The following is a 26,348-nucleotide window of genomic DNA, read 5'->3' as shown; positions in this document are numbered from 1 at the left end:
TTCGTTAAATATTTTTTAACTCTTCCATGAATGAGTGGAAAGTAGGGATATCCATTTGTTGTGCTGAATCGGACAGGGCTACAGCTGGATCTGGGTGAACCTCTGCCATGACGCCATCTGCACCAATGGCTAAAGCTGCTTTCGCTGCAGGCAATAAGAGGTCGCGACGCCCGGTAGAGTGTGTGACATCCACCATTACAGGTAAATGAGTTTCTTGTTTTAAGATAGGTACAGCAGAGATATCAAGGGTGTTTCTCGTTGCTTTCTCATACGTCCGGATGCCCCGTTCGCAAAGAATGATATCCTGGTTCCCTCTTGAAATAATGTATTCTGCAGCATTGATGAACTCAGAAATTGTCGCGGACATTCCTCGTTTTAATAGGACCGGTTTATTCACAGAGCCGGCCGCTTTAAGCAGTTCAAAGTTCTGCATGTTACGTGCACCGATTTGTATTACATCCAAGTAATCCAGGGCCTCTTCCAGGTCCGCAGGATTTACGATTTCACTGACAACGGCTAAGTCCTGTTCGTCTGCTGCCTGCTTAAGCATTTTAAGACCCTCAATGCCAAGCCCTTGGAAATCGTAAGGCGATGTTCTCGGCTTGAATGCACCTCCGCGCAGAAGTTTAAGGCCTTGGTCTTTAACAGCTTTTGCAACCGTTGATACCTGCTCGTAACTTTCTACGGAACAAGGTCCCATAATGAAGGAAGGTGCTCCATTTCCGACCTTTTCCCCTTTGATTTCTACAACGGTATCTTCAGGCTTTTTCTTCCGTGATACAAGCAGAGCCTTTCTGTGGTCATCTTCTTGCAACTCCAAAGCAGCTTTGAAAATTTCTTTGAATAAGTGAACGATTGTTGAATCCTCGAAAGGACCATTATTATGTTGAGATAATTGATCAAGCATTGCTCTTTCCCTTACAGGATCAAAACGGTTCATCCCTTGCTGCTCTTTGATTTGACCAATTTCCTTTACCAGATCACCGCGTTTATTAATTAAATTCAGAAGCTGTAAATTAACCTCATCTAATTGACTACGTAACTGGTCAAGATTTTGATTACTCATTATGTTCGTCCCCCTACCAAGAATTTAGTGTTATGAAATGGATGAATACTTTAAATAATTAGGGACAATTATAGCTAATATTTAGACAGTTGTCACCCCTATAAAAGGTTTTCCTGAAATTCTTTATCAAAAGTTTATAAAACCTCCATCATAATAGCGCCCTAAGCAAAAAAAGGCCTGCTTGGATACAGGCCTATGAGAAGTAGAAGTTAGACTTCCAATAATCGTTCTTTTGTGATAGCCGAATGACTGTCATGCCATACAGCTTCTCCTTCTTGAAACTGAATGACCTGAGGGGATTCATGACGAATTCCTGTGTATTCAGCAATATGGTTCGATAAGGCTCTAGATTCCTGTACAAAAAGAATGAAGCAAGGAACAGATGTCTCTTCAGCAAAACGATCAAATTGTTGGTGAGCAGACGCACTGATCGGGCAAGTTAGACTATGCTTCAGTAAGAAAAACTCTTTACAACCTTCTACGATGTTAATAAACTCCTCTTTGTTCTTAATCACTTCTTGTTTCAAACTTATTCCTCCTTCAACAGAAAAGATGGAGGTTGAATGTTCAACCTCCATCTCACTTTTCATTATAAATTAGATGATGTCGTGGAATCTTGTTGCTTTTCAAGCTCTTGTGCAGCTTCTTCAATGGCTTCTGCCACTTCTTGAGCTGCTTTTTCAGCTTCATCTTCTTCATTTGAACGGAAGTTCTTCACTTTATCTTTCACAGCTCCACTGAACTGCTGAGATTTCTCTGTTACGTTTTTAGAAAGTTGGGAAGAAGACTCTACGGCCTTATCTTTCCATACGCCACTTTTCTCATAAGCAACGTCCTTCCACTCTCCAGCACGCTCTTTCCATTCACTGGAGCTGCTATTTATATTTTCCCTAAGTTCGCGACCAGACTTTGGTGCGAACAATAGTGCTACGGCAGCTCCTACAAGTCCACCAATTAAGGAACCTAGTACGAAATCTCTTCCATTACCATTTTGTTGATTTTGTTGACTCATAAACGAATTCCTCCTTAAGATTTAGTCTCTTCTTTCTTTGCTTTCTTCCACAAATTGATGGCCACCTGACCCCATTTCATGGCTTGAGCTGCTGTATCCGTGTTTTCATGGGCTGACTGGGTTAACCCTTTGGATACAGATCGAATAGACTGGTTGAATTCTTGAACTGTGTCACCAATTCCCTTGACTCCGTCAACTAAAGTATTCAACTTTTGTGACTTTTCTCCGACATCTTCAGCCAATTTATTGGTTTTATTCAAGAGCTCAGTTGTCTCTAAGGTGATTCCTTCCATTTGCTTTTCCACACCTTCAAGTGTGTCAGCAACATTGTTCATTGTACGGCGCACGGCCGTCAGCGTCCTCGCCAAAAAGATGACAAGAACAGCAAAAGCCACTGCTGCAATTAGTGCAGCAATGTACAGAATAATAATCATTCCCCCTGCACACTCCTTCTTATGTAATCAACACAGTTTAGTTTATACCCTAAATGGGCATTTCTAAACGTGATGGCTACTATAAATGGACTTATTCGCTATCCTATCCCCAAATTCCTTCACCATTCGGATATTTTGTTCAAAAAAGTTACCTTTTGCTTTTATCCTCTGATAAAAGACCATTCCCACAAGCGCTTACACAGAAAACATAATCATTTCGGGACTTTTGGTGTGTTTTCGTTAAATTAGCAGGTCATGGAAGTAACGAAACCTTTAGAACGTTCCCACTTGTTATAGCGTTCGTTGCTCCTCTATACCAAATGGGGGTGGTTGGAAAGCTTGGAAACTTCTACTGGATGGACAGATTGGTAGTCCCTAAAGGAACTGCGTTCGAGAAAGCTTGATGGACCTACTAAAACACACCCGACTTTACCATACTCCCCGCTTTTCGTTACGAACAAACTCCAGCTATACTGAAATCAAGTAGTCATATTTTATATTAAACAAAAAACATGCGGCTTTTTTAAGCCGCATGTTTACTTAGTCGTTCTGCTTTTCGTAAGCTTCCTGGAACTTCTGAATATCCCCTGCGCCCATAAATAATAGAACACCATTTTCATGTGCGGAAAGCTGCTCGACCTCCTCTAAGTGTAAAACGCGGGAGTCAGGAATCAATTCCTGCAAATGATTTATTGTCAATTTGCCCTCATTTTCTCTTGCAGAGCCAAAGATATCGCAAAGATAAACTTCATCCGCTTCATTCAGACTCTCTGCAAATTCATTAAGGAACGTTTTCGTTCTAGTAAATGTATGAGGCTGAAAAATCGCGACTACAGGTCGATCCTTATATTTTTTACGAGCCGTTTCAATCGTGGCGTTAATTTCGATCGGGTGGTGGGCATAATCATCTACTAAAATCTGGTCATGCCACTGTTTTTCTGTAAACCGTCGTTTAACACCCTTAAATGTAGCAAGCTTTTTAATTTCATCAGCCTGCATATTTTCATAGTGACATAACGCTATGACACTTAACGCATTCAATACGGTATGATTGCCATACTGCGGAATGGTAAAGGTATCATAATAATTGTTTCTGACGAAAACATCAAATGAAGTTCCTTCTGATGTTTCGGTTATGTTCTGTGCTTGGAAATCATTTGTATCTGCCAGTCCATAATACAGAACCGGTACATTGGCTTGAATATGTTGGAGGTGCTCATCATCTCCGCAAGCAATGATTCCTTTTTTCACTTGTTTCGCCATCTCCTGAAAGGCCTGGAATACATCATCCACACTACTGAAATAATCAGGGTGGTCGAAATCAATATTCGTCATGATGGCGTAATCCGGTTTATAAGAGAGGAAATGACGGCGATATTCGCAAGCCTCAAAAGCAAAGTATTGACTGTTTTCATGGCCCTTACCTGTACCATCTCCAATAAGATAAGAAGTCGGGTAATTTTCAGACAGGACATGTGCCAATAATCCTGTTGTTGAGGTCTTACCATGAGCGCCAGTTACTGCAATACTTGTATATTTCTGCAGCCACTCTCCTAAAAATTCATGATAACGATAAAACGGCAGTCCCAGCTCTTTTGCTTCTTGAATTTCCTCGTGATCATCACTAAAAGCATTCCCAGCAATAATCGTCAATCCTTCTTGAATGTTTCCCTTTGAAAAAGGAAGAATTTCTATATTCTTAGATTCTAAAACTTCTTGAGTAAAAAAACGTTTTTCAACATCTGATCCTTGAACCTTCTCACCAGAATCATGAAGAATCTGGGCAAGCGAACTCATTCCTGTTCCTTTGATACCAATGAAATGGTAAGTTGTCATAAACAAGAACCTCCAAAATAAAGTGGGTCACTTTAAGTATAGTATATGTAATCTTCATGGATATGCGATTTAAAGTTGCACTCCTCAAAAACCACGCATTTGCATTACCCAATCATATCACGGAATGGACGACAGAAAAAGTAAATATGACCCAATCAAAAGGCACAAACAAACACTGTCCGTGCCTTTCTCAAGCGATCATTCCTCTGCTCCCGTATATTCAACATATTCCAAGCGTGGATTATGCTTGTACCTTCTACCTTCTTTGGCTTCTGGTTCGCCATCGATTAATACATTGTCTCCTGTAAAACCGATTCCGATTTTCAATAAGCTACCGCCGACCCCATACATGTCTACAGGGACTTTCTTCTCTTCAAATGCCCGAATCCGTTCCTTCGTGAAACCTCCGCTGACTACAATTTTCACATGCTTATAGCCTTCTTGATCCAAGGCACGTCTTAGAGCAAAAATCAGCTCAGGGTTCACTCCCCTCGGGTCAAAAGTACCCATGAGATGCTGATTTCTTAAAAAGTACTTGTCCACCAAGTTCCTTGATGTATCTAGACGAACACCTTTCAATTCATCTCCAAATTCCCGAGCTACCTTCAGAGAATCAGTGATGACATCATTGTTGTAATCAACCAAGGCCATTAACTGGTCATCTGGAAATTGTTGGTGGTAGGCTTTCGTTGCAGCTACAACATCCCCTTTGAACATCTGGATCAGGGCGTGTGGCATGGTTCCCATGCCCTCTTTCCCCCACCATTCATTCATTGCATGTGTCGCTTGTGCCGTAGAACCACCGATAAAAGCAGAATATCCATCGCCGGATTGCTGCGTGAAGTGATCATCCCGGTCCCCCATAAAAATGATTGGCTTCTGCTTGCCGGATGAACGGGCTGCTTTGACGACATTATATACATTGGTAGCGACAGAGGTTCTCCTTGCCAATATCCCGTCAATGATTCCTTCTAAGAAACCAAAATACTGATAAGGTCCAGTTACTGTGAGCACCGTCTCATAAGGACTGATTTTATCTCCGTCTTTCAGTGAATGGATCTCAAGTTCCTCCGGGTGCTCGGCGAACGTATGGATCAATGCGATGACTTCATCAGTTCCACACAATACCGCATGATCCTTTTGAAAGAATTGCATCGTTACTTTATTATCAGGTAGATGATTTTCTACAATATCTCGTGTCTTTAAAAAGTAGACAGCAGAAAACCAGCCTTCTGCTACACGTTCATCAAACTTGAACGTTTTATTTGTTAACCGGCTGATTTCTCCATTTAACTTCAGTGCTATTTCCTTCATGGCTTAACTCCTTAAACATAGAGGTCATGATCACTCTCATTTTCATTCATTGTTAATCATATAAAATTGAGAAGTTTTGCACAAGGTTTTTGCCGAAATGATGGAATTACTCCATCATTTCTTCAATTTGCTGCCTCGTTAATAAAATGTCTCGCGGCTTGCTTCCTTTTTGTTCCGAAATAATGCCATACGCTTCCATCTGGTCAATCAATCTGGCTGCACGATTATACCCTACTTTGAACCGGCGTTGAATGAGTGAAGCACTCGCACCGTTCTGCTCGACCACAAAATCTACAGCTTCGTCAAAGATCTCATCCATTTCTTCTTCCGTTGAAACCTGCTTCATCAATTCTTCCTGGTGAAAGAGATATTGAGGTGGAGCGATCTTTTTAACATGGTGAGTCACTCTTTCAATCTCATCATCAGACACGAAAGCTCCCTGGATGCGAACAGGCTGACCGGAACCATTTTCAACAAACAGCATATCTCCTCTTCCAAGGAGTTTTTCTGCTCCTCCTGAATCAATGATGGTTCTAGAATCGACCTGTGATGACACACTGAAAGCGATTCTTGTTGGTATATTAGCTTTGATTAATCCGGTGATGACATCCACAGATGGACGCTGGGTTGCCAGTAGTAAGTGAATTCCGCATGCCCTTGCTTTTTGTGCAATGCGGCAAATGGCATCTTCAACATCCTGTGGAGAAACCATCATTAAATCGGCGAGTTCATCAATGACAATGACTAGATAAGGGAGTTTCTCAGAGTCTCGCTGTTGCTTCTTCATTTTCTCATTATAACGCTCAACATCCCTTACGCCTTCTTCTACAAATTTCTCATAGCGTTCTTCCATTTCCTTCACAGCCCACTTCAATGCTGTCGTAGCAGCTTTGACGTCTGTAATGACCGGGGACACAAGGTGTGGGAGATCATTATATGGTGCTAGTTCAACCATTTTTGGATCGATAAGCAAAAACTTTACATCTTCATGGTGTGCTTTATACAAAAGACTGATCAGGATGGTGTTGATACATACACTCTTCCCTGAACCCGTAGCCCCAGCAATCAACCCATGAGGCATTTTTTTCAGGTTTGTAACAATTGAATCTCCACCAATATCCAGGCCGAGACCAACAGTCAAAGGAGAATGATCGCTCTGGAAAGCAGCAGATTCAAAAATTTCCTGTAATCCGACCATCATGGATTCTTTGTTAGGAATTTCAATTCCCACGGCTTGTTTTCCTGGAATCGGGGCCTCTATTCTTATGTCTCTTGCAGCCATACTAAGTTTGATATCATCCGCCAAGTTTGTGATTTTACTCACCTTGACTCCTGGTTCCGGCTGCACTTCAAATCTTGTTACTGTCGGTCCCTTCATTGCATTAACCACTTTGGCACGTACATGGAAGTGTCGAAGAGTCGTTTCAAGCAGCTCCATCTGTTCTGTGATCCAACTATCATCTAGAGATGTTGGACGTACCGGATCTTCGAGCAAGTGTAAAGGCGTGTGATACTCGATTCTTTCGCTTTTTTGTTCTTCCACACCCCTGGTTTCAGGCTCTTCTTTCTTTGGTGCAGGCTGATCTACTGGTATGGTTTGTTTTTTCTCATGATCGCGATTTTTTTTATCCCGTGGCGTCATAAGGACATTGAAAGGCACACGGCGTTTTTGTCCTTCTTTCTTTTTCGAATGTTCATGCGTGTTTGAATCCGCTTTACTTTTCGTTTCGTTCTGTGATGGAGATTGTTCTTCCCTATTAGGTTTTTCCACTTCTGCTTGTTGATACATTTCCGTTTTTTCTTTGGAAGGCTCAGTTGGGGTCGAATGATCGTCTCCATCCGCTGCTGGTTGCTCATTAGGCATTTCGGTTTCCTGCGACACACCTTCTTCTTTGGTAAACGTTTCTTCTTTCTTATTAAATGAAGGTAGGTCCTCTTGATGAGGAGCATCGGCCACTTCATTGTTCAACTGCTGGCTTTCTATCTCCGTGTGTTCATCCTCATCCTGTTTCTCCGTCATTTCAGGGTATGAATTATCCAGCTCTTCTTCTTCCATACCCTCTGTGGTCAAGCGAGACTCCTCTTGCTCGTCCACCATGGATAAAGTTGACACTTCTTTACCTTGATGGAATGGAGTGCCTTCACTTTTTGTTTCTTCATATTCTGTCAATGAATTCGTTTGTCTATCATTCGTTCCTTGTTCACCATCAGAAGCTTCTGTTCCCGTATGCTCTTCTTCTTTATATTCGCTCACCTCTGCCGCTTTTAATGAGTCTTCTTCTCCTCTTTTAATCGCCTCTTGCAGAGATTCTGAAAGATTTTCTTGTCCACTCTTTCCAACTTCAACCTCTTGGTGTTCTTCATCTTCTCCAGTTTCCAGTGTATCCCGAGCGATACTTCCATTTTCTGGAGTGGTTTCATCGATCTGATCGTCTTCTGCTTGACCGAAATCATCATCAGCGAATGAGAGGCCTGAGTACTCATTGGATACACTCGATCTAGTACCACCTTTGTACTCACTTCCACGCTCTTCCATTGTCTCCTCAGATAAGGTGGTTTCCGTGGTGGCAGCCTCCTCCCGCTCAAGAATCTTCGGAAGTTCAGAAGCAGTTTTTGGTCTAGAGTTCTCTTCATCGACACGCGCTCTCATCCGTTTCCGTAATTCCTGCCATTGTTTTTCATCATTGGAATCCGTGAAAAATTCCGGCTGTGACTTTTGTTCTTCTACGGCATATTCCAACCTTTCCAAGCCTTTGGTAAGTTGTCTTGCTTGGTAGCCGTAAATAGGAGACGGAACATCGGTCGGGGTGAAAGGGATCGATGAAGTTTCCGGCAACTCCTCAGAACCCTCCTCCTTTCTAGGCCTTTTCTTTCTTTGGAACCCACCATCCTCCTGCTCTTGTTTTTCAACTGGCTTTTTGCGTCGAGGACGATGATAACTTCCATCTTCATTTTGAGCATTTCCTGGAGCATCCGGAATAACAGGAAAACGAAATTCACCTTGTTTCGGGTAGCGGTACGTCATTTTTGTTTTAGCGTTTACATCATTTCTTTCTTCTATTTTATGTAGCGTCTCCTGGTCATTTTTCTCTTCTGTATCCAGCAATTTTTTCATCTTATTTCTTAAGTCTTTCCACATTACGTTCACTCTCTTTTCAATTTTAAAATCACTTATAGGATTATCCCTATTTTAACAGGTTTGAGGCATTGGTTGGTTTACAATACCTTTAAAAATGACTTTTGAATCAAAAAAAGCAAAGCAGCTGGGCTACTTTGCTTATCTGTATCCTGATTAAACTTCAAAAGGCTGCCCAATAACAGCATCTTCGTCAAGAACTAAGATTCCTTTTTCTTTTGGTGCATCTGGCAGGTTCAACTCTTTTGCGGAACAAATCATGCCGGAGGAAGGAACGCCTCTCAACTCTGCATCTTTAATTTTCATTCCACCAGGCATAACCGCTCCTACTTTAGCAACAACGACTTTTTGTCCCTGGTCGATGTTCGGCGCACCACAAACAATCTGCAATGTTTCTTCTCCAACATCCACTTGACAGACACTTAATTTATCAGCATTCTCATGTTTTCCTTTTTCCTTCACATAACCAACAACGAACTTAGGACTTAAATCGAAGTCAAGAACATCGTCAAGCTGATTTTTTGTAAAAAGATCTTTAATTGGAGAGAGCATCTCTTCGGTCAAACGCATTTTCCCTTGCCCGTCAATGTTAAAATATTTAGAAGCATTGAAGATATTGTAGCCGAGCAAAGAACCATCCTTGCTATCGGTAATTTTCACTACATCTCCGTAGGCTTCCTGTTTAAAAGTATCACGGTCTCCCTCTTTAATTGGGATGATCAGGACATCTCCGATTCCTTGTTTGTTGTAAAATACATCCATGTTCTACTCTTCCTTTCGATCCTTATTCGGTTTCTTCTGAGCAAGAATGAAAATCGGTTCCAGCTGCTTATCCTCGTATAAAAACGATAAGGAAGTAACGGGCACCGTTCCTTCTGCAAAGAATTTCATAGCCATCTGAGCTAATATATCATACCCTTCTGAATTTTGGACATCGGCAAAGATAATGACATCCTGGTGAGGGATGCTGATGGCGAGCTCTCCTTTACATTCGGCTTTGAGCTTTTCAAGAAGGGCTTCATTTAGGATACGACTTGCATCATAGCCATCCCTTGCCGAATGAAAGTAAAAGTCATTGCCATACACAGTGTCTTTTTTCATCTCAACAGGAAGGGAACGCACATTAAAGCCAGCCACTTCCTTAATCCTGTCTAGAGACCAACCCTCTTCTTCCAACATTTTCTCATCAATTAATTGATAAGATTTGCCTAGATCAAGAGCATAATATATACGTGTTTCTGCCGTATGGTCAACATGAACTAACTTTTTCCCCTGCTCGGTTTCGGTTGGAAACGAAGCTGCTCGTATGACTGGGAAGATGTGCTGTTCTTTCCCTGTCAGCTTGTGATCCTCATTCATAACTCGAAGAGCTTCTTTCACATGGTCTTCAAGCTCATCAATGGCTTCTTCTCCACGTGCTTCATACTTTGAAATCACATTAGGCAATGTTATAGTAATTCCTTTTCCTGTGTTGCTCCACTCGACACGGAAAGTATCTTTATCTCTATTGAATGTCGTTTTCCATTGATCATTCGCTAGACGTTCTTCAAGCTTTTTCTTCATTTTAATACTTGTCATCTTCATCTTTTTTCCTCCTTTATTATGGGAAGAAAGAATTTGTTTACTATTTTCGTTTCTTCAGACTACATCGTTTTCTATTATACACATTTCCCCCTACATAACAAAAGCACAACGCTATTCAACCATCTGGCAGGTTTCTTGAAGACTCAGTTTCGAGACTTTTATTGAGTGGGTGGGGCTGCGGGGAATAGCTCGCTTTCCGCGGGAGCGCGGTGAGCCTCCTCGGACTGCGTCCTGTGGGGTCTCACCCTGCACTTTTTTCCCGCAGGAGTCTCGCCATTCCCCTCCGCCCCTTTACCATGGAAGTTTCTCGAAACCAATTCTAAAAATCAGCTTGAATGATCGAGGGAAGTGGATAATATTGAATTCTCCAGAGAACATAAAAGCTTGATACAGGGATGTAGGATTCAAACATAGGGCTTGGGAGTTTAATCTCTCACACTTCCAGAAATCTAGGAATTCCACTATTCCAGAAATGATTTCGAGACACTCATCTGGTCAAGGGGCGGAGGGAAATGATGAGACTCCTATGGGACGTGTGGGACAGGTGAGACCCCGGAAGGCGTAGCCTGAGGAGGCTCACCTGTCCCATGGAAAGCGAACCTTTTCCCGTAGCCCCCAGAACCACACAATCGTCTCGAAACTGAGCCTTCAAGAATAGAGAGCTTTAGTAATGAAAGTAGATTGAATAAAAAACAGACCGCGCTTTCGCACGGTCTGTTTCTTTTATTGGTCAAGTTTGTTGATAAATTCTTCGATCTGCTCTTTTGTTTTTCGGTCCTTACTGACAAAACGGCCGACTTCTTCTCCACCTTTGAAAGCGAGAAAACTCGGAATACCGAAAACATCATTTTCTGCGCAGATGTGGATGAATTGATCACGATCGACATATACAAATTTCCAAGCTGTGTACTTTTCCTCCAACTCTGGAAGGAATGGTTCAATTACTCTACAATCTGGACACCAGTCTGCAGAGAACAAGAAAATGACAGATTCATTATTTTGAAGTTCTTTCATTTGTTGATCTGATTCTAATGTAATCATTTCAGGTCACCTCCAACGTTATTCTAGCACACCATCAATCGTATTGAATAATCATATCACCTGGTTGGATCCAACCTTTCCTGCGGAACCAAAGAGCTATAAGATAACTGATCAGGGCTGGGCCTATAAAATGAAAACTGATAATGATCCAGAAGATTTCCCAGGAGAAACCCATAGACTCGAATGTCATAATTTGGCCGACAAATCCGCTTGTCCCCATCCCTGCCCCCGCGGCATTGTTTTCTACACTTAACCAAACGGTTGCAATAGGGGCAAGAATAGCTCCTGCTATGGTTGGAGGAAGAATGATAAGCGGTTTTTTCACCACGTTCGCAATTTGAAGCATAGATGTTCCGATCCCTTGAGCGAGAGCTCCTCCAAACCCGTTATCTTTGTAACTGATCGTGGCAAAACCAATCATCTGTGCTGCACATCCTACAGTGGCTGCTCCTGCTGCCACACCTTCTAGAGAGAGCATCAGAGCAATAGCCAGGCTGGATATAGGTGCTGTCAAAGCAATTCCCATTAAAACAGCCACAAGAGCTCCCATGATGATTGGCTGCTGCTGTGTTGCCCAGTTAATAATGCTTCCCAGACCTGTCATAAAACGTCCGATCGGCGCCCCGATCGCTGCTGCTACACAATAACCCACAATAATCGTGACAAAGGGAGTCAATATGATATCTATTTTTGTTTCTTTGCTGACGATTTTTCCAAATTCCGTCGCTAATAAGGCTGCTATATAACTTCCTGCAGGACCACCCAGCTCTGCCCCGGCGGCTCCACTGAATAAAGCTGCAAAAATTACAAGCGGAGGCGCTTTAAGTCCATAAGCAATGGCAGCTCCAATTGCTCCGCCCCATATTTTCGTGTCCATTGCAAAAGTACCCATATCGATGAATGATTCAGAAAGAATGATGATATCTGTCTGTTCGCCAATCGTTTTAATAATTAATCCAATAATTAATGAAGAAAACAGCCCTAATGCCATGTAGCTTAATGCGGTGACAAAATAAGCCTGAAAGGACAGTTGGACTCCTTTTCTTTTTAAAAATGTAAGCATTGCTCAACCTCCTGAATTGACCAAAACTATCATACACCCAATTCAAACAGGTGTAAATACACTTCTGTTCATTAATATAAACCTAAAGACTCACATTATCACATGTACCTCCTATTGTTTTACTAGATAAAAAGATCTATAATTAATCAGTATATAGAGAAATTTGTGAATTTTTAAAAGGAGGGGTCGAATGAAGTCAATTAGAGGCCGAATGCGTTTTCTGTTAATCGTGGCGGTCGTTGGAATTCTTGCCATCTTTGGTTTTTCTACATATTTCTTCCAGGAACAAAAAGAGATGGCACAACGAACGAAAGAGGTGCAACAGTCACTCGCTGATAGCCAAAAAATTAATTACTTAATGTCTAAAACGTTGATTGAGCAACAAAAGTTCTTTCATAACCCGAGCGCTGAGCAAGGGGAGGCGGCAGCAACCGCTATCCAATCAGTAAAAGAGACAGCTACCAACTTTGCTAGTAAGTATAAAAGTTATCCTAAAATCGAAAATCAGTTCACCGAAATCACTAAGAAAGCATCCCAATATGAAGAAGAATTAGGTCCATTGGTCAATATGTATAAGTTAGTAGGATTTTCTGAAGATGAAGGGATGCATCAACACATTCAAACGTCTTATAAAAATTTCAATGATGTCATTGAATCTGTGAATAGTGAACCATTAAAGAATTCTTTGCTTGCCATGAAGGTAAGCGAACGAAATTACATTAACGAGCCAAACTCCGAGCAATTATCCGCATTTAAAACCAGCTCTCAAAATTTCAAAAATATGATTAAAGAAATGAATTTGGATGACGAGCAGTCTTCCACCCTAAGCCGGAACCTTTTAAAATATGAACAAACCATTAACTCCATGGATAGTACCTTCTCACAGGCCAGCGCCATCCGTACGACTTTTCAAGGGATTGCAGGAGATGTTTCCAGTCAAGTCGATCTTGTCATGTCAACAGCAAATGAATTAAACGCGTCCATGCTTGAAGATCAGAAACAGCGACAGCAATGGCTTACAACATTACTCGCGATTATCGGCGGAATCATTTTACTTGTGATCTTGACCACTGGATTCATCTTAATTCGATCTATTAAAAAATCAATCAACAGTCTTAAGGAAAGTGCGACAATTATTGGGGATGGAGATCTATCTCATCGTGTGGATTTGACTTCAAAAGATGAGATGGCTGAGCTTGGCTTGCAGTTCAACCATATGGCCAACAAAATGGAACAATCTGTACGTAAAGTGCTTGAAGCAACGGGTGTCCTTAATACATCTTCTGAAAGTCTGGCATCTATTTCTGATCAAACGACAAATCAAGCAGAAGAAGTGAACGAAGCGATTAGTCAGGTAGCTGCTGGATCTCAGGATCAAGCTCAAAAGATTGATGAAACTCATCAATTCATCGAGCAAGTCACAGAAGCTATCGTTGATACAAAGAAAGCGACGGGAACGATCGAATCGAACCTGATGGAAGCAGAAACAGAAGGACGTGCCGGTTTACAAACAGTCTCTGAATTAGAAAAGACTTCCAGAGACTTTATCGAACTAGCTTCACATATGACACAGGAAGTTCAGAATGCGTCAAGAAAATCTGAAGAAGTTAATAAAGTGGTGACAACGATTGAAGGTATCGCAGACAGTACAAATCTCTTAGCCTTAAACGCCGCTATTGAATCAGCCAGGGCAGGTGAAGCAGGAAAAGGATTTGCCGTCGTTGCCGATGAAGTAAGGAAGTTAGCAGAGCGCTCGAAACAGGAAGCGGGCAGCATCCAAGACATGGTAGCTACCATGTCGAACCAGATGACAACCCTTTCTGATGAAGCAGAGAAATTTAAACACTTCCAATCCTCTCAGGATAAAGCAGTCACTCAGACTAAGGATGCTTTCGATCGGATCGCTTCCTATGTTCAATCTATGAATGAACAAATTCAAGAAGTGAATGAAGCTGTTGAAGGTGTTGATCGTGTAAATGAGGAAGTGAAAGAAAGATTGCAAAGTATTAGTGTCATTTCAGAAGAAGCAGTAGCTACAGCAGAGGAAGTCGCGGCATCCAGTGAAAATCAATTATCATCAATTGAAAAAATTCACCATTCAGCTACTGACCTCCAAGGACTTTCTCAGGAACTATCTGCTGAAATCAGCCAGTTCAACATTAATGAAAATCAACCAACAAAAGGAAACATAGATGATCATCAGGAAGAAATCGACAGTGAATCCTTTGATGAAGCAGAAGACCAATTAGAAACGAGAACCATTGAAGAACAATCAATCCCGGAATCTAATGGGAAAGTAGAACCTTTCCATCAAGAGGAAAGGCTATCATCATAACTACAAGAAAGTCCAGCAAAAGCTCCTTTGCTGGACTTCTTTTTTTACATCTTTCATACTAAAGCAAAAGGAAATTTAAGGAGGAAGTATTAATGGAATTAACTGTTTATCTAGCAGGTCAAATTCATGATGATTGGCGAAATGAGATAAGAAAAAAAGCAGAAAAAGAAAATTTACCCCTTCACTTTGTAAGCCCTCAGGAGAATCATGCACTTTCTGATGATATCGGGGAGAAGATTCTTGGTGAACAGCCGAATAAAGTGTATCGTGATGATGCTGCATCCAGCATAAATAATTTCAGAACACGAGTCCTGCTCCAAAAATCTGACGCCGTCATTGCCTATTTCGGTGAGTCTTACAAACAATGGAATACAGCCATGGATGCAGGTGCTGCTCTCCAGGCAGGAAAGCCGTTAATTTTAGTAAGACCTGAATCGCTTGTTCATCCACTTAAAGAATTATCCAACCAGGCTGATGTAACCGTTGAGACTCTGGACCAAGCACTTGACGTCGTTTCCTACTTATACGAATAAATCTCATTAGAAAAATTAAGGTAAATGGCAGGGTTGTTGAATATTTAATTTCGAGATATTTATGGAGTGGAAGGGGCAGAGGGGAATAACTCGCTTTCCGCGGGAATGGATGGGCTGGAGAGACCCCGCAGAGCTTTAGCTCGAGGAGGCTCTCCGTCATCCCCGCAGGAAAGCGAGTGGCTTCCCAACCACCCCTAACGCTAGATATGACAAACGAACCCCGGTTAACTCGAAACTGAGTCTTCAAGAATAAGGAGCTTATATACAATAAATTCTTGGACATAAGAAAAGGATGCATCTCATGAAGATGCATCCTTTTCTTATTGATCGTAGGACCACTGCCCTTTTAATAATTTTACTACATGGGTGAACATTTCTTCCCTGTGAATAGCACCATTCGTAAAAATACCGATGGCCCCTTCATTTTTTCTTACATCATGTTTGTCCGTAAATTCATCCATGACTTCCCCAAGCTCTTTCCCCTTTTCCAAACCTGCTTTAATTTCATCAGGAAGGGGGATACGGGCACCGCTCGCAGTGTACACGTTCTCTTTACCGTCTACGAGTGCCCCCCAATTACATAGGTAGAGGTCATCTTCAATCTCCATGACCCCACCTTCAAGTCCAATTCCTATATGGGCTTTGTTTTGCGAAGCACATTCCCTTGCACGGTTAATTGCCCCTTCTAATGTCTCTTCATCAGAAAAAGGTTGAGCAGCAACCTTCGATTCTACTTCCATACCGATGACTTCCATCTCCGGGAATACACTTTTTACGGATTCAATTTTAGTAGGGTTTTTGGATCCCACATAAATTTTCAGCATAGCGAGCACCTTTCTCCTTCTCTAGCCGTTTATTGCCATTATTTCTCTTGATCGACGACTTCATACAAGATTAATGGGACCTGTTCACCAATTTTAGCATAAAGTCACGCTGGCTGAAATCAGCTGGGATGACTTACATTCCCATTACACGTTTCTTCTGATCTGGTCCACTGTGTTTTGGTCTGTTGTTTTTACAAGTTTGATCAGTAGTTCTTTCGCTGCAGCATAGTCATCCACATGAATAATGGAGGATGATGTATGGATGTAGCGGGAACATACACCAACAACCGCGGATGGAACTCCATCGTTCGCCATATGAACTCTTCCTGCATCTGTTCCTCCTTGAGAAACAAAATACTGATAAGGAATATCGTGGGTTTCAGCAGTATCTAGAATAAATTCACGAATCCCTCTGTGTGTAACCATCGAACGGTCTAGGATTCTTAGAAGTGCCCCTTTGCCCAACTGTCCAAACTCCTTCTTGTCCCCACTCATATCATTGGCAGGAGACGCATCTAACGCATAAAAAATGTCTGGTTGAATCATATTTGCAGCTACCTGGGCTCCCCGAAGTCCAACTTCTTCCTGAACCGTAGCACCTGAATATAGCTTATTTGGAACTTTTTCTCCTTGCAACTCTTTCAAAAGCTCAATGGAGAGGCCGCAGCCATAACGGTTGTCCCAAGCTTTAGCCAGAACTTTCTTTTCGTTAGCCATCGGAGTAAACGGACAAATGGGTACAATCGGCTGACCGGGCTTTATTCCGATTTCCTTGGCGTCGTCTTTATCATCTGCACCGATGTCAATGAGCATATTTTTAATTTCCATCGGCTTTTTCCGTTGTTCTGGTGTTAAGTTATGTGGAGGGATAGAGCCAATTACTCCTACTACAGGACCTTTTTCCGTCATGACTTGAACACGCTGTGCAAGCATGACCTGATTCCACCACCCTCCAAGGGTTTGGAAACGAAGCATTCCGTTATCCGTAATTTGCGTAACCATGAAACCTACTTCATCCATATGACCAGCCACCATAACGGTAGGTCCTTTTCCATTCTTCAATCCAAAAACGCCGCCCAAACGGTCTTGTACGATCTCATCTGAGTACTTTTCAAGTTCCTGCCTCATGAACTGACGGACAAGGTTTTCATTCCCAGGTGCGCCTGGGAGTTCGGTCAATGTTTTAAAAAGACTTTGCGTTTCTTGATTCATAGTATGTACATCTCCTTTTTTTCCTTCTTTCCATAGTTTAACGGAATTTTGAAAACGTTTCTACAAATGAGTCACGTTTATAAGTTTTGATTTCCTTTTATCGGGAATATTTAGTATACTGAAGATTAGAAATAAGTTGTGAGGTGATTGGTTGATGAACTGGAAAAAAGTCGCACTAGCAGCTGGTGTAGGAGCATTAGCAGGCTACGTAGTAAAAGAGCAATTAAGTAATGGCCAAGGAGTGACTCCTGAAAAAGCATTGAAAATTGCTAAAGAAGCTTTTAAAAAGCAAGGACCGATCAGTGGCTCTTGGATTTACATGAAGCCTGAAGAATTGAACAAAAACGGAATCAATTACGATGTGTACCGTGGCGGGATTTCTAAAAACCAGGACGGCGAAACATCTCAATTTGAATTTTACATCGACACGGAAACAGGAACGATTGTTGACGTAGCTGAAACGACAGCTTAAATACAAAAATACCCTCGGGATCGAGGGTATTTTTTATTGATAGTGATGTTCTTTTTCCTTAATCTCGTCCAGGATCCGGCCTTCCTCATCGAACTTCAAGGCTCTGTAAATGGCATCATGGTAAAAAACATACCACGCTTGTCGTTGATAACCATACTCCATCCACTTTTTCTTCTCATGCACAGAAGTGACAGGATAATCATCATATGCAAGCGCCCAAAGCGGATTTTGGTGAGCATGAGTTGGCATAAGGTCTGCCATATGAATGAATACATCATCGCCGTCTTCAAAAGTAATAATGGAATGTCCATCACTATGACCGCTTGTATGAATCATCTTCAAGCCAGGAAGCACCTCCAGAGAACCTTTAAATGTATGTACCTTTCCTTTAACAGCTTCCCAGTTCGCCGGCCAATACGTATTCTTTGACCTCATGTTCGGATGGCGCATTTCATTCCATTCCACTTCGCTCGTGTAAATGACGGCATTAGGAAAAGTAGGAACAAGGTGATCTTCTTCCCACCGTGTCATTCCGCAAGCATGATCAAAATGCATATGAGTCATAAGCAATGCATCAATTTCTTCCGGCTTGATATTTAAGCTACCTAAACAACGCACGACAGATGATTCTTCCCAAACCCCAAAATTCCGCTTCAGCTTATCTGTCATCTTTTCATTTCCTATTCCTGAATCGATCAGCATTTTTTTACCATCAATCTCTAACAAAATCGGGTCTGTTCTCAATTCAATTTGATTGTTATCATTGACGGGATATTTTTTGCTCCATAAAGGTTTCGGAACTACCCCGAACATAGCTCCTCCATCCATATGAGTCACCCCACCATTCAACCATGTCAATGAAGCCCTTCCCACTTTCAGGTTTTCCACGGTAATCTCCTCCCAATACCAAAGATAGCTCTAGTTTATCACAATAACTAGAGCTAATGAAAACGGTATCATTTAGAGAAACGTGCTGTACAACGATAGATGGGCTGTCCCTTTGCGGAAAACTTCTCCTCGTATTCTGTCTCCACATTTAAAGGGTCTTCATCTGCATGCAAGTCCACGGAGACATCTTCCAATATCATTCCGAAATTTGAAAAGCTTACGAGAGAGTACTCAAAGAGCCCTTTGTTATCTGTCTTTAATGTAACTTGTCCTTCTTCCTTCAACACGGCTTTATACTGTTCCAAGAACGTGTGGAAAGTCAAACGGCGTTTTTCATGTTTATTCTTCGGCCATGGATCTGAAAAGTTCAAGTAAATATGATCCACTTCATGATCTTCAAACAAATCCCTTAGGTCTTTTGCATTTTCGTTAACCATACGGACATTGGTAGTTTCAGCTGCCAGTACTTTCTTGACAGCTCCGACAATTACACTCTTTACAAATTCCAATCCGACAAAATTAACATCCTGATGCTGTTTCCCCATACCAGCAATAAACTGACCTTTACCTGAACCTATTTCTAAATGCAGGGGCTGCTCTTGGTTATCGAATAGCTCCTTCCATTTACCTTTCATTTCAAATGGTTGTTGGACGACAATTGCATCATTTTCCCTTAAAAAATCATCGGCCCACGGTTTATTTCTTAAACGCATGTACTGGATTCCTCCTTCTTATCGATAAAATGGTACCACGAAGCTGGTAAAAATAAAAATTTTTCTCGTTTTGCTTGCTATATGAGGAAAAACAGATCTAAATCGTTTATATAAGACAATGGATGAGCTAATGATACACCAATATTAATATCAACGATAAATTTCGAAATATGAATGGTTTAGGGGGTTGGGTTGTAAGCGCTTACTGATATAGCATTAGTATCGTGCCTTATTAAATAAACAGGAGTGATGATCGAAATTATGAAAATGATCTCTAAAACGATTGAACTGACTGTACTGGCTGTTTTCTCTGTTCTATTTGCAGGGTATGCACTATTTATATATCCTTTTGAAAAATTATCAGAAATGATGAGCGCTGAAGTTAAAGAAAAGAAACTTAAATATACACCAGCTACTGAAAAAACCGTTGCTTAAGCAGCGGTTTTTTTTTTCACATTAAACCCTCTACTCTTTCACTAACGCTCCCTTTTCTTGAAGACTCAGTTTCGAGACTTTTGTTGAGTGGATGGGGCTGCGGGAAAAGGTTCGCTTTCCATGGGGCGGGCGGTGAGCCTCCTCAGGCTACGCCTTCCGGGGTCTCACCTGTCCCACACGTCCCATAGGAGTCTCACCGTTTCCCTCCGCCCCTTAACTTTATAATTGTCTCGAAACCACTTATGTTTTTCATACCTAAGAGAGCCGCAAGCGTATATACTTGTTAAGCAAGCATACAGAGATCTTTTTAACTAGAGAGCAGCGGTTTTGGAAGTTGTTTTACCCTGTATGTGGATTCCACTTCTCACAACCATACAAGCTGATTTTTTAGAAGTGGTTTCGAGACACTTATATCGCAAAGGGCGGAGGGGAATGGCGAGATTCCTTACTTAAGTGTGCAGGCGCCTCGATCAGCGGCGTATGGACTGGACGGAGCTGGCGGAGATAAAGGAAACACGAAGAACGGAGTGATTCGATGTTGACTTATCGTACAGAAGCGAGGGAAGTCTCACTAGCCGCTAGGCGCCGGAACCGGATATCGAAGAGGGAAAAAAGTGCAGGGTGAGACCCCACAGGACGCAGTCCGAGGAGGCTCACCGCGCTCCCGCGGAAAGCGAGTTATTCCCTGCAGCCCCCACCCACTCAATAAAAGTATCGAAACTGAGTCTTTAAGAAACCTGCCATTTAGTTGAATATGTGTGAAATTTAAAAAGTTCCATCTGAATAAATTCAGATGGAACTTTTTTATATGATTTCATGCTTTTTCATAATTTTTTTCAGCTTCTCTGTCCGAATGGAAGCTTCATCGTATTCGCCTCTCATTTGATGCCACTGGATGAAAGCCAGCGCCTGGGATACAGAGTACCACTTCATTCGCTCAAACATATGAGAGTCAGGGTAGATTCCATATTCTTTTAACCATACGTTCCAGTGATCTTCAGGGATATAATTATACAATAGCATGCCAAGATCAAGAGCAGGATCAGCTACCATTGCGTTATCCCAGTCAATAAGATACAGCTGGTCTTTGGAAGACAATAACCAATTATTATGGTTTGTATCACAATGACAAACGACGTGTACATCATGGTGGACATGGTGAGCGTGTTTTTCTAAAAACTTTATGGCTTGATGAATTTCAATACGGGGATCTACTTGATCCAGGATTTTTTGGTTTTCTTTTATATCTTTCAGTACTTCATCCGGTGTTAAGGGATGTTTCCCGAGCCTCATGAGCATATCAAGAAGTTCGGTAGAATGGTGGATTTTGCTAAGAAGGTTTGCCACACGTCTATGTTTCATTTCTTCAGGCTTTAATTCGCGCCCTTCCAGCCACTCCTGCGCTGTAATTACATCTCCATTCTCAAGCCGTTTGGTCCAAACAAGCTTGGGCACAATACCTTCAGCAGATAAAACGGCTAAAAAGGGGGAAGAGTTTCGTTTTAGGAATAAACGTTTCCCTTCGGTCTGAGCGTAGTAGGCTTCTCCTGTCGAACCGCCTGCTGGTGTTATCGTCCAATTACTACCAAGAATATGTTCCAACCAATTCACCTTCAATTCCTCAAATCCTCTTGTGATTGAATCACGTCTTTGTTTGTTGTTCTAGTATATCGTACTTTGGTAATGATCCAAAATTTTCATGATACCGATTCAACAGTTACCTTATTTTAGATTAACCCATCATTCTGTCAACTTTCAAGAGATATCTATCAATCCGAGTAGAATGTTGTCGATGTTTCCGCTTTCTTGATGCTGCAATCAAAACAAGAGCCACTTTGACCGTCCACTTGGAAAGGAAGTGGTTGTGCTGAACTTATATGTACAGAGGAAGCTTTCCACTCTTCCACTTCCTTCATCTTTGTATGCAGACCAAAGAATACACTGATAAACATGGCCAATAACTTCTTCTTTGATATTGGTTTGACTACAAGAATGGACATCCCTTTACTGTTTATCTTCGACTTTGGGGCAATCTTCATTCCACCACCATAATAAGGATGATTGGTTATGGTCACCATCATGGCTTGTTGGATGTTCAATTGTTTGCCGTCAAGAAGAAGGTTAAAGTGGACGGGTTCAGCCTTCGATATGGACCGAAGAAGAGCTAGAGGATAGGTAAGTTTAGTTAGGTGAAGCCTCCTTGTCCATGAACGGTATTTTTGCTGGTTGGCTGCTGCTGCCACCATACCATCCAGACCAAAGCCGATACTGTTCATAAACGTACGCCTTCCATGCTTCTGCCTCTGATTAAGACTGTAATTCGCAAGAAATACTTTCGATTTCTTGGGACTTCTCACATAAGATCGAAACAACTTAAGCCCTCGCTTCTTTAAGGACATCCCCCTGGCAAAATCATTCCCGGAACCCGCTGGTATAAAACAAACAGGAGTTTCAGGATAATTTCTTATCCCATTCACGACTTCGTGGAGGGTCCCATCCCCACCGAGGACAATAATTGCTTTTAAAGACTCATGATGGATTTTGGTTACTTGAAGAGCGAGGCTTTCTGCATGCCCGGCTTCTTCAGTTAGGAATGAACGACAATTCTCTTTTTTATAAAGCGGTTCATTTTGTATGCGCCGAAACAGGCTCATTGCTTTACCATTACCAGCTTCTGGATTGACAATCATTATGTACATGAGACATTTCTCCTACCTTTGTAATCGTATCATTATACAACTTTTCTATTATTCTAGTATACTATTAGTAAAAAAGGAGGAATTTATTTTGGCGAAGGATTGTCAATATTGTGGGACTTCTGTATTTATTCCGGAACAGGGTGCATTAGTCTTGAACCCTAAACACTCAAATCAAGCAGGAAAGGAGCCATTCCTACCTCTCACCCATAAGAGTGAGGAGGCGAAAGTTTATACCTATAGGAGTAAAGAGGAATTAAGACTTGCGCTGGTTGATTGGCTTGAAGGATCGCCCCCTGATTATTGGATACATATTCTAAATACCGAGAGATCTCAATCATTTCCCATATCTATTCAACATTTATATGAAAGATTACAATATCCTGAATTAGCAGAGTTGATACATTCCGGGCTTTTCCAATCGCACTTACAACCGATTGTTGACATGAAAAACAACCATGTGTACGGATATGAGTCGCTTCTCCGAACAAAAGACCTTTCTGTACCTCCCGGGGAATTATTTTCATATGCCAGCCGCTCTGGTCTCCAGTCCATGCTGGATCAAAAAGCCCGTAGAACCGCAGTAAAAGCAAAATCAGAACATCTGAATGCCGGGGATAAGATATTTATCAACTTCCTTCCATCCACGATTTATGTCCCGGAATTTTGCTTGAAGCACACCTTTCAAATCGTTAAAGAATTCAACATTGACCCCGAGGACCTCGTCTTTGAAGTCGTTGAAACGGAGAAAATCGATGATGTGGAGCATTTAAAATCCATTCTTGAAACGTATAAAGCGTCGGGAATGAAAGTGGCATTGGATGATGTCGGTTCCGGTTACAGCACATTAGAGATGCTCAGCCTGCTTCAACCGGATTATTTAAAAATCGATCGCTCTTACATTCAAAATTGTCATTCGGATGTGAACAATCAAGCTTTTCTATTCGATGTAATGGAGCGAGCAAAAAAGTTAAACATCCACGTTCTTGCTGAAGGGATCGAATTGCAAGAAGAATGGGAATGGCTTCAACGATTAGGTGTTGATTTTGGTCAAGGTTACTACATCGGAAAGCCACAGGCTGTGCCTGAAAAGGAACTCATCCTTCCGTAAAACTTTCGTCCATGTCCCACTCCGGACGTTTAACAGCAATGGTCCTGCAATGTTTCATCAAAGCTTCTGCTACCTTTAATTGATCGTGTTTCAAAGGAGCTCTTACCGACCTTTTCTCGTGCAACCATGAGGAATATCGATCCTTACCAATCCAGTCGGTTCTATAGGGTACTTGTCCCGAAATAAATGACATATCTTTAGATAAGACGATTTTACGATAGGGAAAGTCCAACTGATACTTATTCAGTACACTTTTCACAAATGTTTCCGTTCTCCTGAGGGAGTGCATCGGGCTCAGCACCTTGCTTTGCACTCCCTCTTTTTCAATATACCAACTCTTCTCTGAAGTAGCATGAATAGCTTCGCCGTTTTGGTGAGAAAGGAGGGCGATGATCTCAATACCTGATGGACCGATTAGAAGATGGTCGATTTCCAATTCTGCGCTTTTCATTTGCCCAACAGGCTCAAACATGAGAAGGAAGGTATCCGGGAACCGCTGTAAAAAATATTTTAAGTCAGAATTCTGCTTGTATGAGGGATCGAGAAACGATTTTTCTCTTAAAGTAGTCGTAGCCCATTTCAACTGAAAAGGAACCAAACCATCCAGGTAGTATTGTTTCAACTCTTCCTCAGTGGACGGGAAACTATCTTCGCTCACCGGGTCTTCCCGGTTTTTTTCCTCTTCTTCTCTTGGTTTCTTTTTGAAAAACTTTTTAATTCCTTTTTGCATGTCTTCTTCTCTTCTTATGCTTTCTTCTATTGGTCTTTCGCTCCATCCTTGTTCGAACCGTTTTTTCATTTTATTCCAATGGTCACTTTTCAATTTCACGAATTGGCTTGGATATTGATAGATATTCGTTTCATATCTGGAAATATAATCCCTTAATTTAATCAGTTGTGCCATATTATATAATCTGACCACCTTTAATTGTCGTAACAGTTTCGTATTTTGGATGTTTTCCAGGATGGATACGGAAAAAGGAGAATTCGGTTACCACCATTTCATATGTCTCAAATAGGACAGATTCCTTGGATGCCTCCATTAATGGTGACACTCCTTCTGCCTCCTTTTTTGCCAATGTAATGTGCGGATTGAACTCACGGTTTTCCTTTTGAAAGCCTAATTCTTCACCAATACTGTCCACTTTTTCTTTTGTTTCCATTAAAGAAGGTGCCCGCTGCACTTGAGCATGGAAGACCCTCGGTCGCTGCCGATCACCGAATCCACCGGCCGGACCAACAGTTAAAGAATAGTCAGAGGGCCAACTTTCATTTTTTAAACGTTGGACATATCGTTCAACCGTTTCATCGGAACAACTACCAAGAAACTTTAATGTAACATGCAGATCTTCTTTTGCGGTCCAATCTTTATAATTCATCGCATCTCTTAGAATGGATTGCCAGTTCATTAATTTTTCACTAATCTCAGAATGGACTTTTATACCAATAAAATAATGACTCATGCTATACGCCCCTTCACTTCAGATTGAACCATTTTGTTAACGAACAGGAGAATGATGATCCCTACAAAAGTCATGAAAGCAAACACACCATACATGAAAGACACACTCCAAAGATCGATAATTACTCCTCCAGCAAATGTAAAGCAAGCATTCCCAAGGCCGTTCCCGACCGCTGAATATAAGCCTACAGCAGTCGCCCTTACATTGTTTGGAGCTAATTCACGTACTAGAATGAGAGCAGCGGGAATGTAAAGCCCTACGGATATGCCTTGAGCAATCGTTGTTGCATAGACAACTGTACTTGAAGGTTCAAAATAATAAAACAACCACCTCAAACAAGAAACGGAAGCGCTGATAATAATAATAAATACGACTCCAAAACGATTAATGACCATCTGGGCGAATTTCATAAATGGAGCCTCACTTCCAGCCGCAAGCAAAAAAGCAAGCCCTACACCTGAAAGTGTTCCCCCTACAGCTAATATAAACGTACCAAAATAATAATTATTCGCTAGGACAGGACCAAAGATGAGAAAATTAGATACAAGAAAAAGCAGGAAAGGCTTTTCTTGGATTAAGGTCTTTAATCCTTCTCTAAAGGAAACCGTCACCTCATCGGCGCGCTTAGGAAATTCAAATAACGTGATTAAGGCGAACAGTAATCCTAACGAAAAAGAATAAAAAATCCAGTTCATCGAACCAGTCGCTTCTGTCAACCGTCCTAAGACAAATACAGCCACAGCAAAACCTACCGCTCCCCATAACCTGATGTTTCCATATTCCTTTCCATTCCTCTGGACAAAATTTAATGATAGGCTGTCCGACAGAGGAACGATCCCTGACTGGAACAACGCGATACAAATGATGCCCAGCAAAAGGATAGGAAATAGTTGCAACCAGGGATAAAAAATCCCAAGAACGGAAGCAAAAATGGAAGCGATCATTAACAATCGTTTCGGATTCCTTGTATAATCACTAAGCATTCCCCAAACCGGTTGTACAAATATGGTGACAAGAGGAAGGGCTGCGATAACCATTCCAATCTGAGTGTGGCTCAGCCCTTTTTCCTCTTCTAAAAAGACAGAAAGTAGTGGAAAGATTGAACCGAATGCAAAAAAAGTAAAAAAGTAAAACAACTGAATAAAGCGATATGTTCTCTCCGTGGAATGTCTGGCCATCA

The 26,348-nt window shown here is 41.6% G+C and carries 25 protein-coding genes; 5 read left to right on the top strand and 20 right to left on the bottom strand.

The features are described 5' to 3' along the window. Window positions 1-4: 4 nt before the first annotated feature. From ACQ4XT_RS10525 to ACQ4XT_RS10475, 11 genes are all read right to left on the bottom strand, one after another. Window positions 5-1,066, bottom strand: coding sequence for a bifunctional 3-deoxy-7-phosphoheptulonate synthase/chorismate mutase (locus ACQ4XT_RS10525; RefSeq protein WP_446853638.1), 1,062 nt, complete (start codon window positions 1,064-1,066; stop codon window positions 5-7). A 209-nt stretch (window positions 1,067-1,275) separates the two neighbouring features. Further along, window positions 1,276-1,593 carry a bacillithiol system redox-active protein YtxJ gene (gene ytxJ, locus ACQ4XT_RS10520; RefSeq protein ID WP_446853637.1) on the bottom strand — a complete coding sequence of 106 codons (318 nt, stop codon included), beginning with the start codon at window positions 1,591-1,593 and terminating at the stop codon, window positions 1,276-1,278. 62 nt (window positions 1,594-1,655) lie between these two features. Continuing rightward, entirely contained in the window at window positions 1,656-2,078 is a 423-nt protein-coding gene (locus ACQ4XT_RS10515; RefSeq protein ID WP_446853636.1) for a YtxH domain-containing protein, read from the bottom strand. Between the two features lie 14 nt (window positions 2,079-2,092). Beyond that, window positions 2,093-2,512 (bottom strand): DUF948 domain-containing protein, encoded by a 420-nt coding sequence (locus tag ACQ4XT_RS10510; protein WP_089650496.1) that lies wholly within the window; start codon window positions 2,510-2,512, stop codon window positions 2,093-2,095. Window positions 2,513-3,052: 540 nt separating this feature from the next. Next, the gene (gene murC, locus ACQ4XT_RS10505; protein ID WP_446853635.1) at window positions 3,053-4,348 is read right to left on the bottom strand and encodes a UDP-N-acetylmuramate--L-alanine ligase; all 1,296 of its coding nucleotides are present in this window, start codon (window positions 4,346-4,348) and stop codon (window positions 3,053-3,055) included. A gap of 198 nt (window positions 4,349-4,546) precedes the next feature. After that, window positions 4,547-5,662 (bottom strand): nicotinate phosphoribosyltransferase, encoded by a 1,116-nt coding sequence (locus ACQ4XT_RS10500; RefSeq protein ID WP_220585514.1) that lies wholly within the window; start codon window positions 5,660-5,662, stop codon window positions 4,547-4,549. Between the two features lie 106 nt (window positions 5,663-5,768). Next, complete coding sequence (locus ACQ4XT_RS10495) at window positions 5,769-8,801, bottom strand: DNA translocase FtsK (RefSeq protein WP_446853634.1); 3,033 nt, start codon at window positions 8,799-8,801, stop codon at window positions 5,769-5,771. Between the two features lie 153 nt (window positions 8,802-8,954). Then, a complete protein-coding gene (gene ytpR, locus ACQ4XT_RS10490; RefSeq protein WP_446853633.1) occupies window positions 8,955-9,560 on the bottom strand; it encodes a YtpR family tRNA-binding protein in 606 nt (201 codons plus the stop codon). 3 nt (window positions 9,561-9,563) lie between these two features. Next, entirely contained in the window at window positions 9,564-10,382 is an 819-nt protein-coding gene (locus tag ACQ4XT_RS10485) for a DUF1444 domain-containing protein (protein WP_446853632.1), read from the bottom strand. A 723-nt stretch (window positions 10,383-11,105) separates the two neighbouring features. Beyond that, on the bottom strand, window positions 11,106-11,423 hold the full coding sequence (locus ACQ4XT_RS10480; RefSeq protein ID WP_226591525.1) for a thioredoxin family protein: 318 nt from the start codon (window positions 11,421-11,423) through the stop codon (window positions 11,106-11,108). A gap of 34 nt (window positions 11,424-11,457) precedes the next feature. Then, the gene (locus ACQ4XT_RS10475) at window positions 11,458-12,486 is read right to left on the bottom strand and encodes a PTS sugar transporter subunit IIC (protein WP_446853631.1); all 1,029 of its coding nucleotides are present in this window, start codon (window positions 12,484-12,486) and stop codon (window positions 11,458-11,460) included. Window positions 12,487-12,676: 190 nt separating this feature from the next. Between ACQ4XT_RS10475 and ACQ4XT_RS10470 the strand changes: the two genes are divergently transcribed. After that, the gene (locus tag ACQ4XT_RS10470; protein ID WP_446853630.1) at window positions 12,677-14,821 is read left to right on the top strand and encodes a methyl-accepting chemotaxis protein; all 2,145 of its coding nucleotides are present in this window, start codon (window positions 12,677-12,679) and stop codon (window positions 14,819-14,821) included. 92 nt (window positions 14,822-14,913) lie between these two features. Next, complete coding sequence (locus ACQ4XT_RS10465) at window positions 14,914-15,354, top strand: YtoQ family protein (RefSeq protein ID WP_446853629.1); 441 nt, start codon at window positions 14,914-14,916, stop codon at window positions 15,352-15,354. Window positions 15,355-15,674: 320 nt separating this feature from the next. On the opposite strand, the gene ACQ4XT_RS10460 is transcribed toward ACQ4XT_RS10465, so the two are convergent. After that, window positions 15,675-16,175 (bottom strand): DUF84 family protein, encoded by a 501-nt coding sequence (locus ACQ4XT_RS10460; RefSeq protein WP_446855653.1) that lies wholly within the window; start codon window positions 16,173-16,175, stop codon window positions 15,675-15,677. A 147-nt stretch (window positions 16,176-16,322) separates the two neighbouring features. Next, complete coding sequence (locus ACQ4XT_RS10455) at window positions 16,323-17,390, bottom strand: M42 family metallopeptidase (RefSeq protein WP_446853628.1); 1,068 nt, start codon at window positions 17,388-17,390, stop codon at window positions 16,323-16,325. Between the two features lie 154 nt (window positions 17,391-17,544). Here ACQ4XT_RS10455 and ACQ4XT_RS10450 point away from each other — a divergent pair, with 154 nt between their 5' ends. Continuing rightward, a complete protein-coding gene (locus tag ACQ4XT_RS10450; RefSeq protein ID WP_075034533.1) occupies window positions 17,545-17,862 on the top strand; it encodes a PepSY domain-containing protein in 318 nt (105 codons plus the stop codon). Window positions 17,863-17,895: 33 nt separating this feature from the next. On the opposite strand, the gene ACQ4XT_RS10445 is transcribed toward ACQ4XT_RS10450, so the two are convergent. Both ACQ4XT_RS10445 and trmB read right to left on the bottom strand, forming a co-directional pair. Then, window positions 17,896-18,750, bottom strand: a complete 855-nt coding sequence (locus ACQ4XT_RS10445) for a YtnP family quorum-quenching lactonase (protein ID WP_446853627.1) — start codon at window positions 18,748-18,750, stop codon at window positions 17,896-17,898. Window positions 18,751-18,818: 68 nt separating this feature from the next. Further along, window positions 18,819-19,463 (bottom strand): tRNA (guanosine(46)-N7)-methyltransferase TrmB, encoded by a 645-nt coding sequence (trmB, locus tag ACQ4XT_RS10440; RefSeq protein ID WP_446853626.1) that lies wholly within the window; start codon window positions 19,461-19,463, stop codon window positions 18,819-18,821. Between the two features lie 249 nt (window positions 19,464-19,712). Between trmB and ACQ4XT_RS10435 the strand changes: the two genes are divergently transcribed. After that, window positions 19,713-19,898: a hypothetical protein gene (locus ACQ4XT_RS10435; protein WP_202410053.1), complete on the top strand. Its 186-nt coding sequence runs from the start codon at window positions 19,713-19,715 to the stop codon at window positions 19,896-19,898. An 804-nt stretch (window positions 19,899-20,702) separates the two neighbouring features. On the opposite strand, the gene ACQ4XT_RS10430 is transcribed toward ACQ4XT_RS10435, so the two are convergent. Continuing rightward, the gene (locus tag ACQ4XT_RS10430) at window positions 20,703-21,509 is read right to left on the bottom strand and encodes a phosphotransferase (RefSeq protein WP_446853625.1); all 807 of its coding nucleotides are present in this window, start codon (window positions 21,507-21,509) and stop codon (window positions 20,703-20,705) included. A gap of 158 nt (window positions 21,510-21,667) precedes the next feature. Continuing rightward, window positions 21,668-22,597 carry a diacylglycerol/lipid kinase family protein gene (locus ACQ4XT_RS10425; protein ID WP_446853624.1) on the bottom strand — a complete coding sequence of 310 codons (930 nt, stop codon included), beginning with the start codon at window positions 22,595-22,597 and terminating at the stop codon, window positions 21,668-21,670. A gap of 88 nt (window positions 22,598-22,685) precedes the next feature. Here ACQ4XT_RS10425 and ACQ4XT_RS10420 point away from each other — a divergent pair, with 88 nt between their 5' ends. Beyond that, complete coding sequence (locus tag ACQ4XT_RS10420; RefSeq protein ID WP_446853623.1) at window positions 22,686-23,705, top strand: EAL domain-containing protein; 1,020 nt, start codon at window positions 22,686-22,688, stop codon at window positions 23,703-23,705. On the opposite strand, the gene ACQ4XT_RS10415 is transcribed toward ACQ4XT_RS10420, so the two are convergent. The 3 genes from ACQ4XT_RS10415 to ACQ4XT_RS10405 are packed head-to-tail and all read right to left on the bottom strand — an operon-like array spanning window position 23,692 to window position 26,346. Continuing rightward, window positions 23,692-24,609 carry an NERD domain-containing protein gene (locus ACQ4XT_RS10415; protein WP_446853622.1) on the bottom strand — a complete coding sequence of 306 codons (918 nt, stop codon included), beginning with the start codon at window positions 24,607-24,609 and terminating at the stop codon, window positions 23,692-23,694. The genes ACQ4XT_RS10420 and ACQ4XT_RS10415 overlap by 14 nt on opposite strands. A gap of 1 nt (window position 24,610) precedes the next feature. Beyond that, a complete protein-coding gene (gene thpR / locus ACQ4XT_RS10410) occupies window positions 24,611-25,168 on the bottom strand; it encodes an RNA 2',3'-cyclic phosphodiesterase (protein WP_446853621.1) in 558 nt (185 codons plus the stop codon). Next, entirely contained in the window at window positions 25,165-26,346 is a 1,182-nt protein-coding gene (locus ACQ4XT_RS10405) for an MFS transporter (protein WP_446855651.1), read from the bottom strand. Before ACQ4XT_RS10405 ends, thpR begins: the two co-directional genes overlap by 4 nt. Window positions 26,347-26,348: the final 2 nt, after the last annotated feature.

This window comes from Halobacillus sp. 12SKB, from assembly GCF_052941655.1.
Note: the sequence above shows the minus strand (reverse complement) of the source record. Positions and strands in the feature narration are given on the sequence as shown.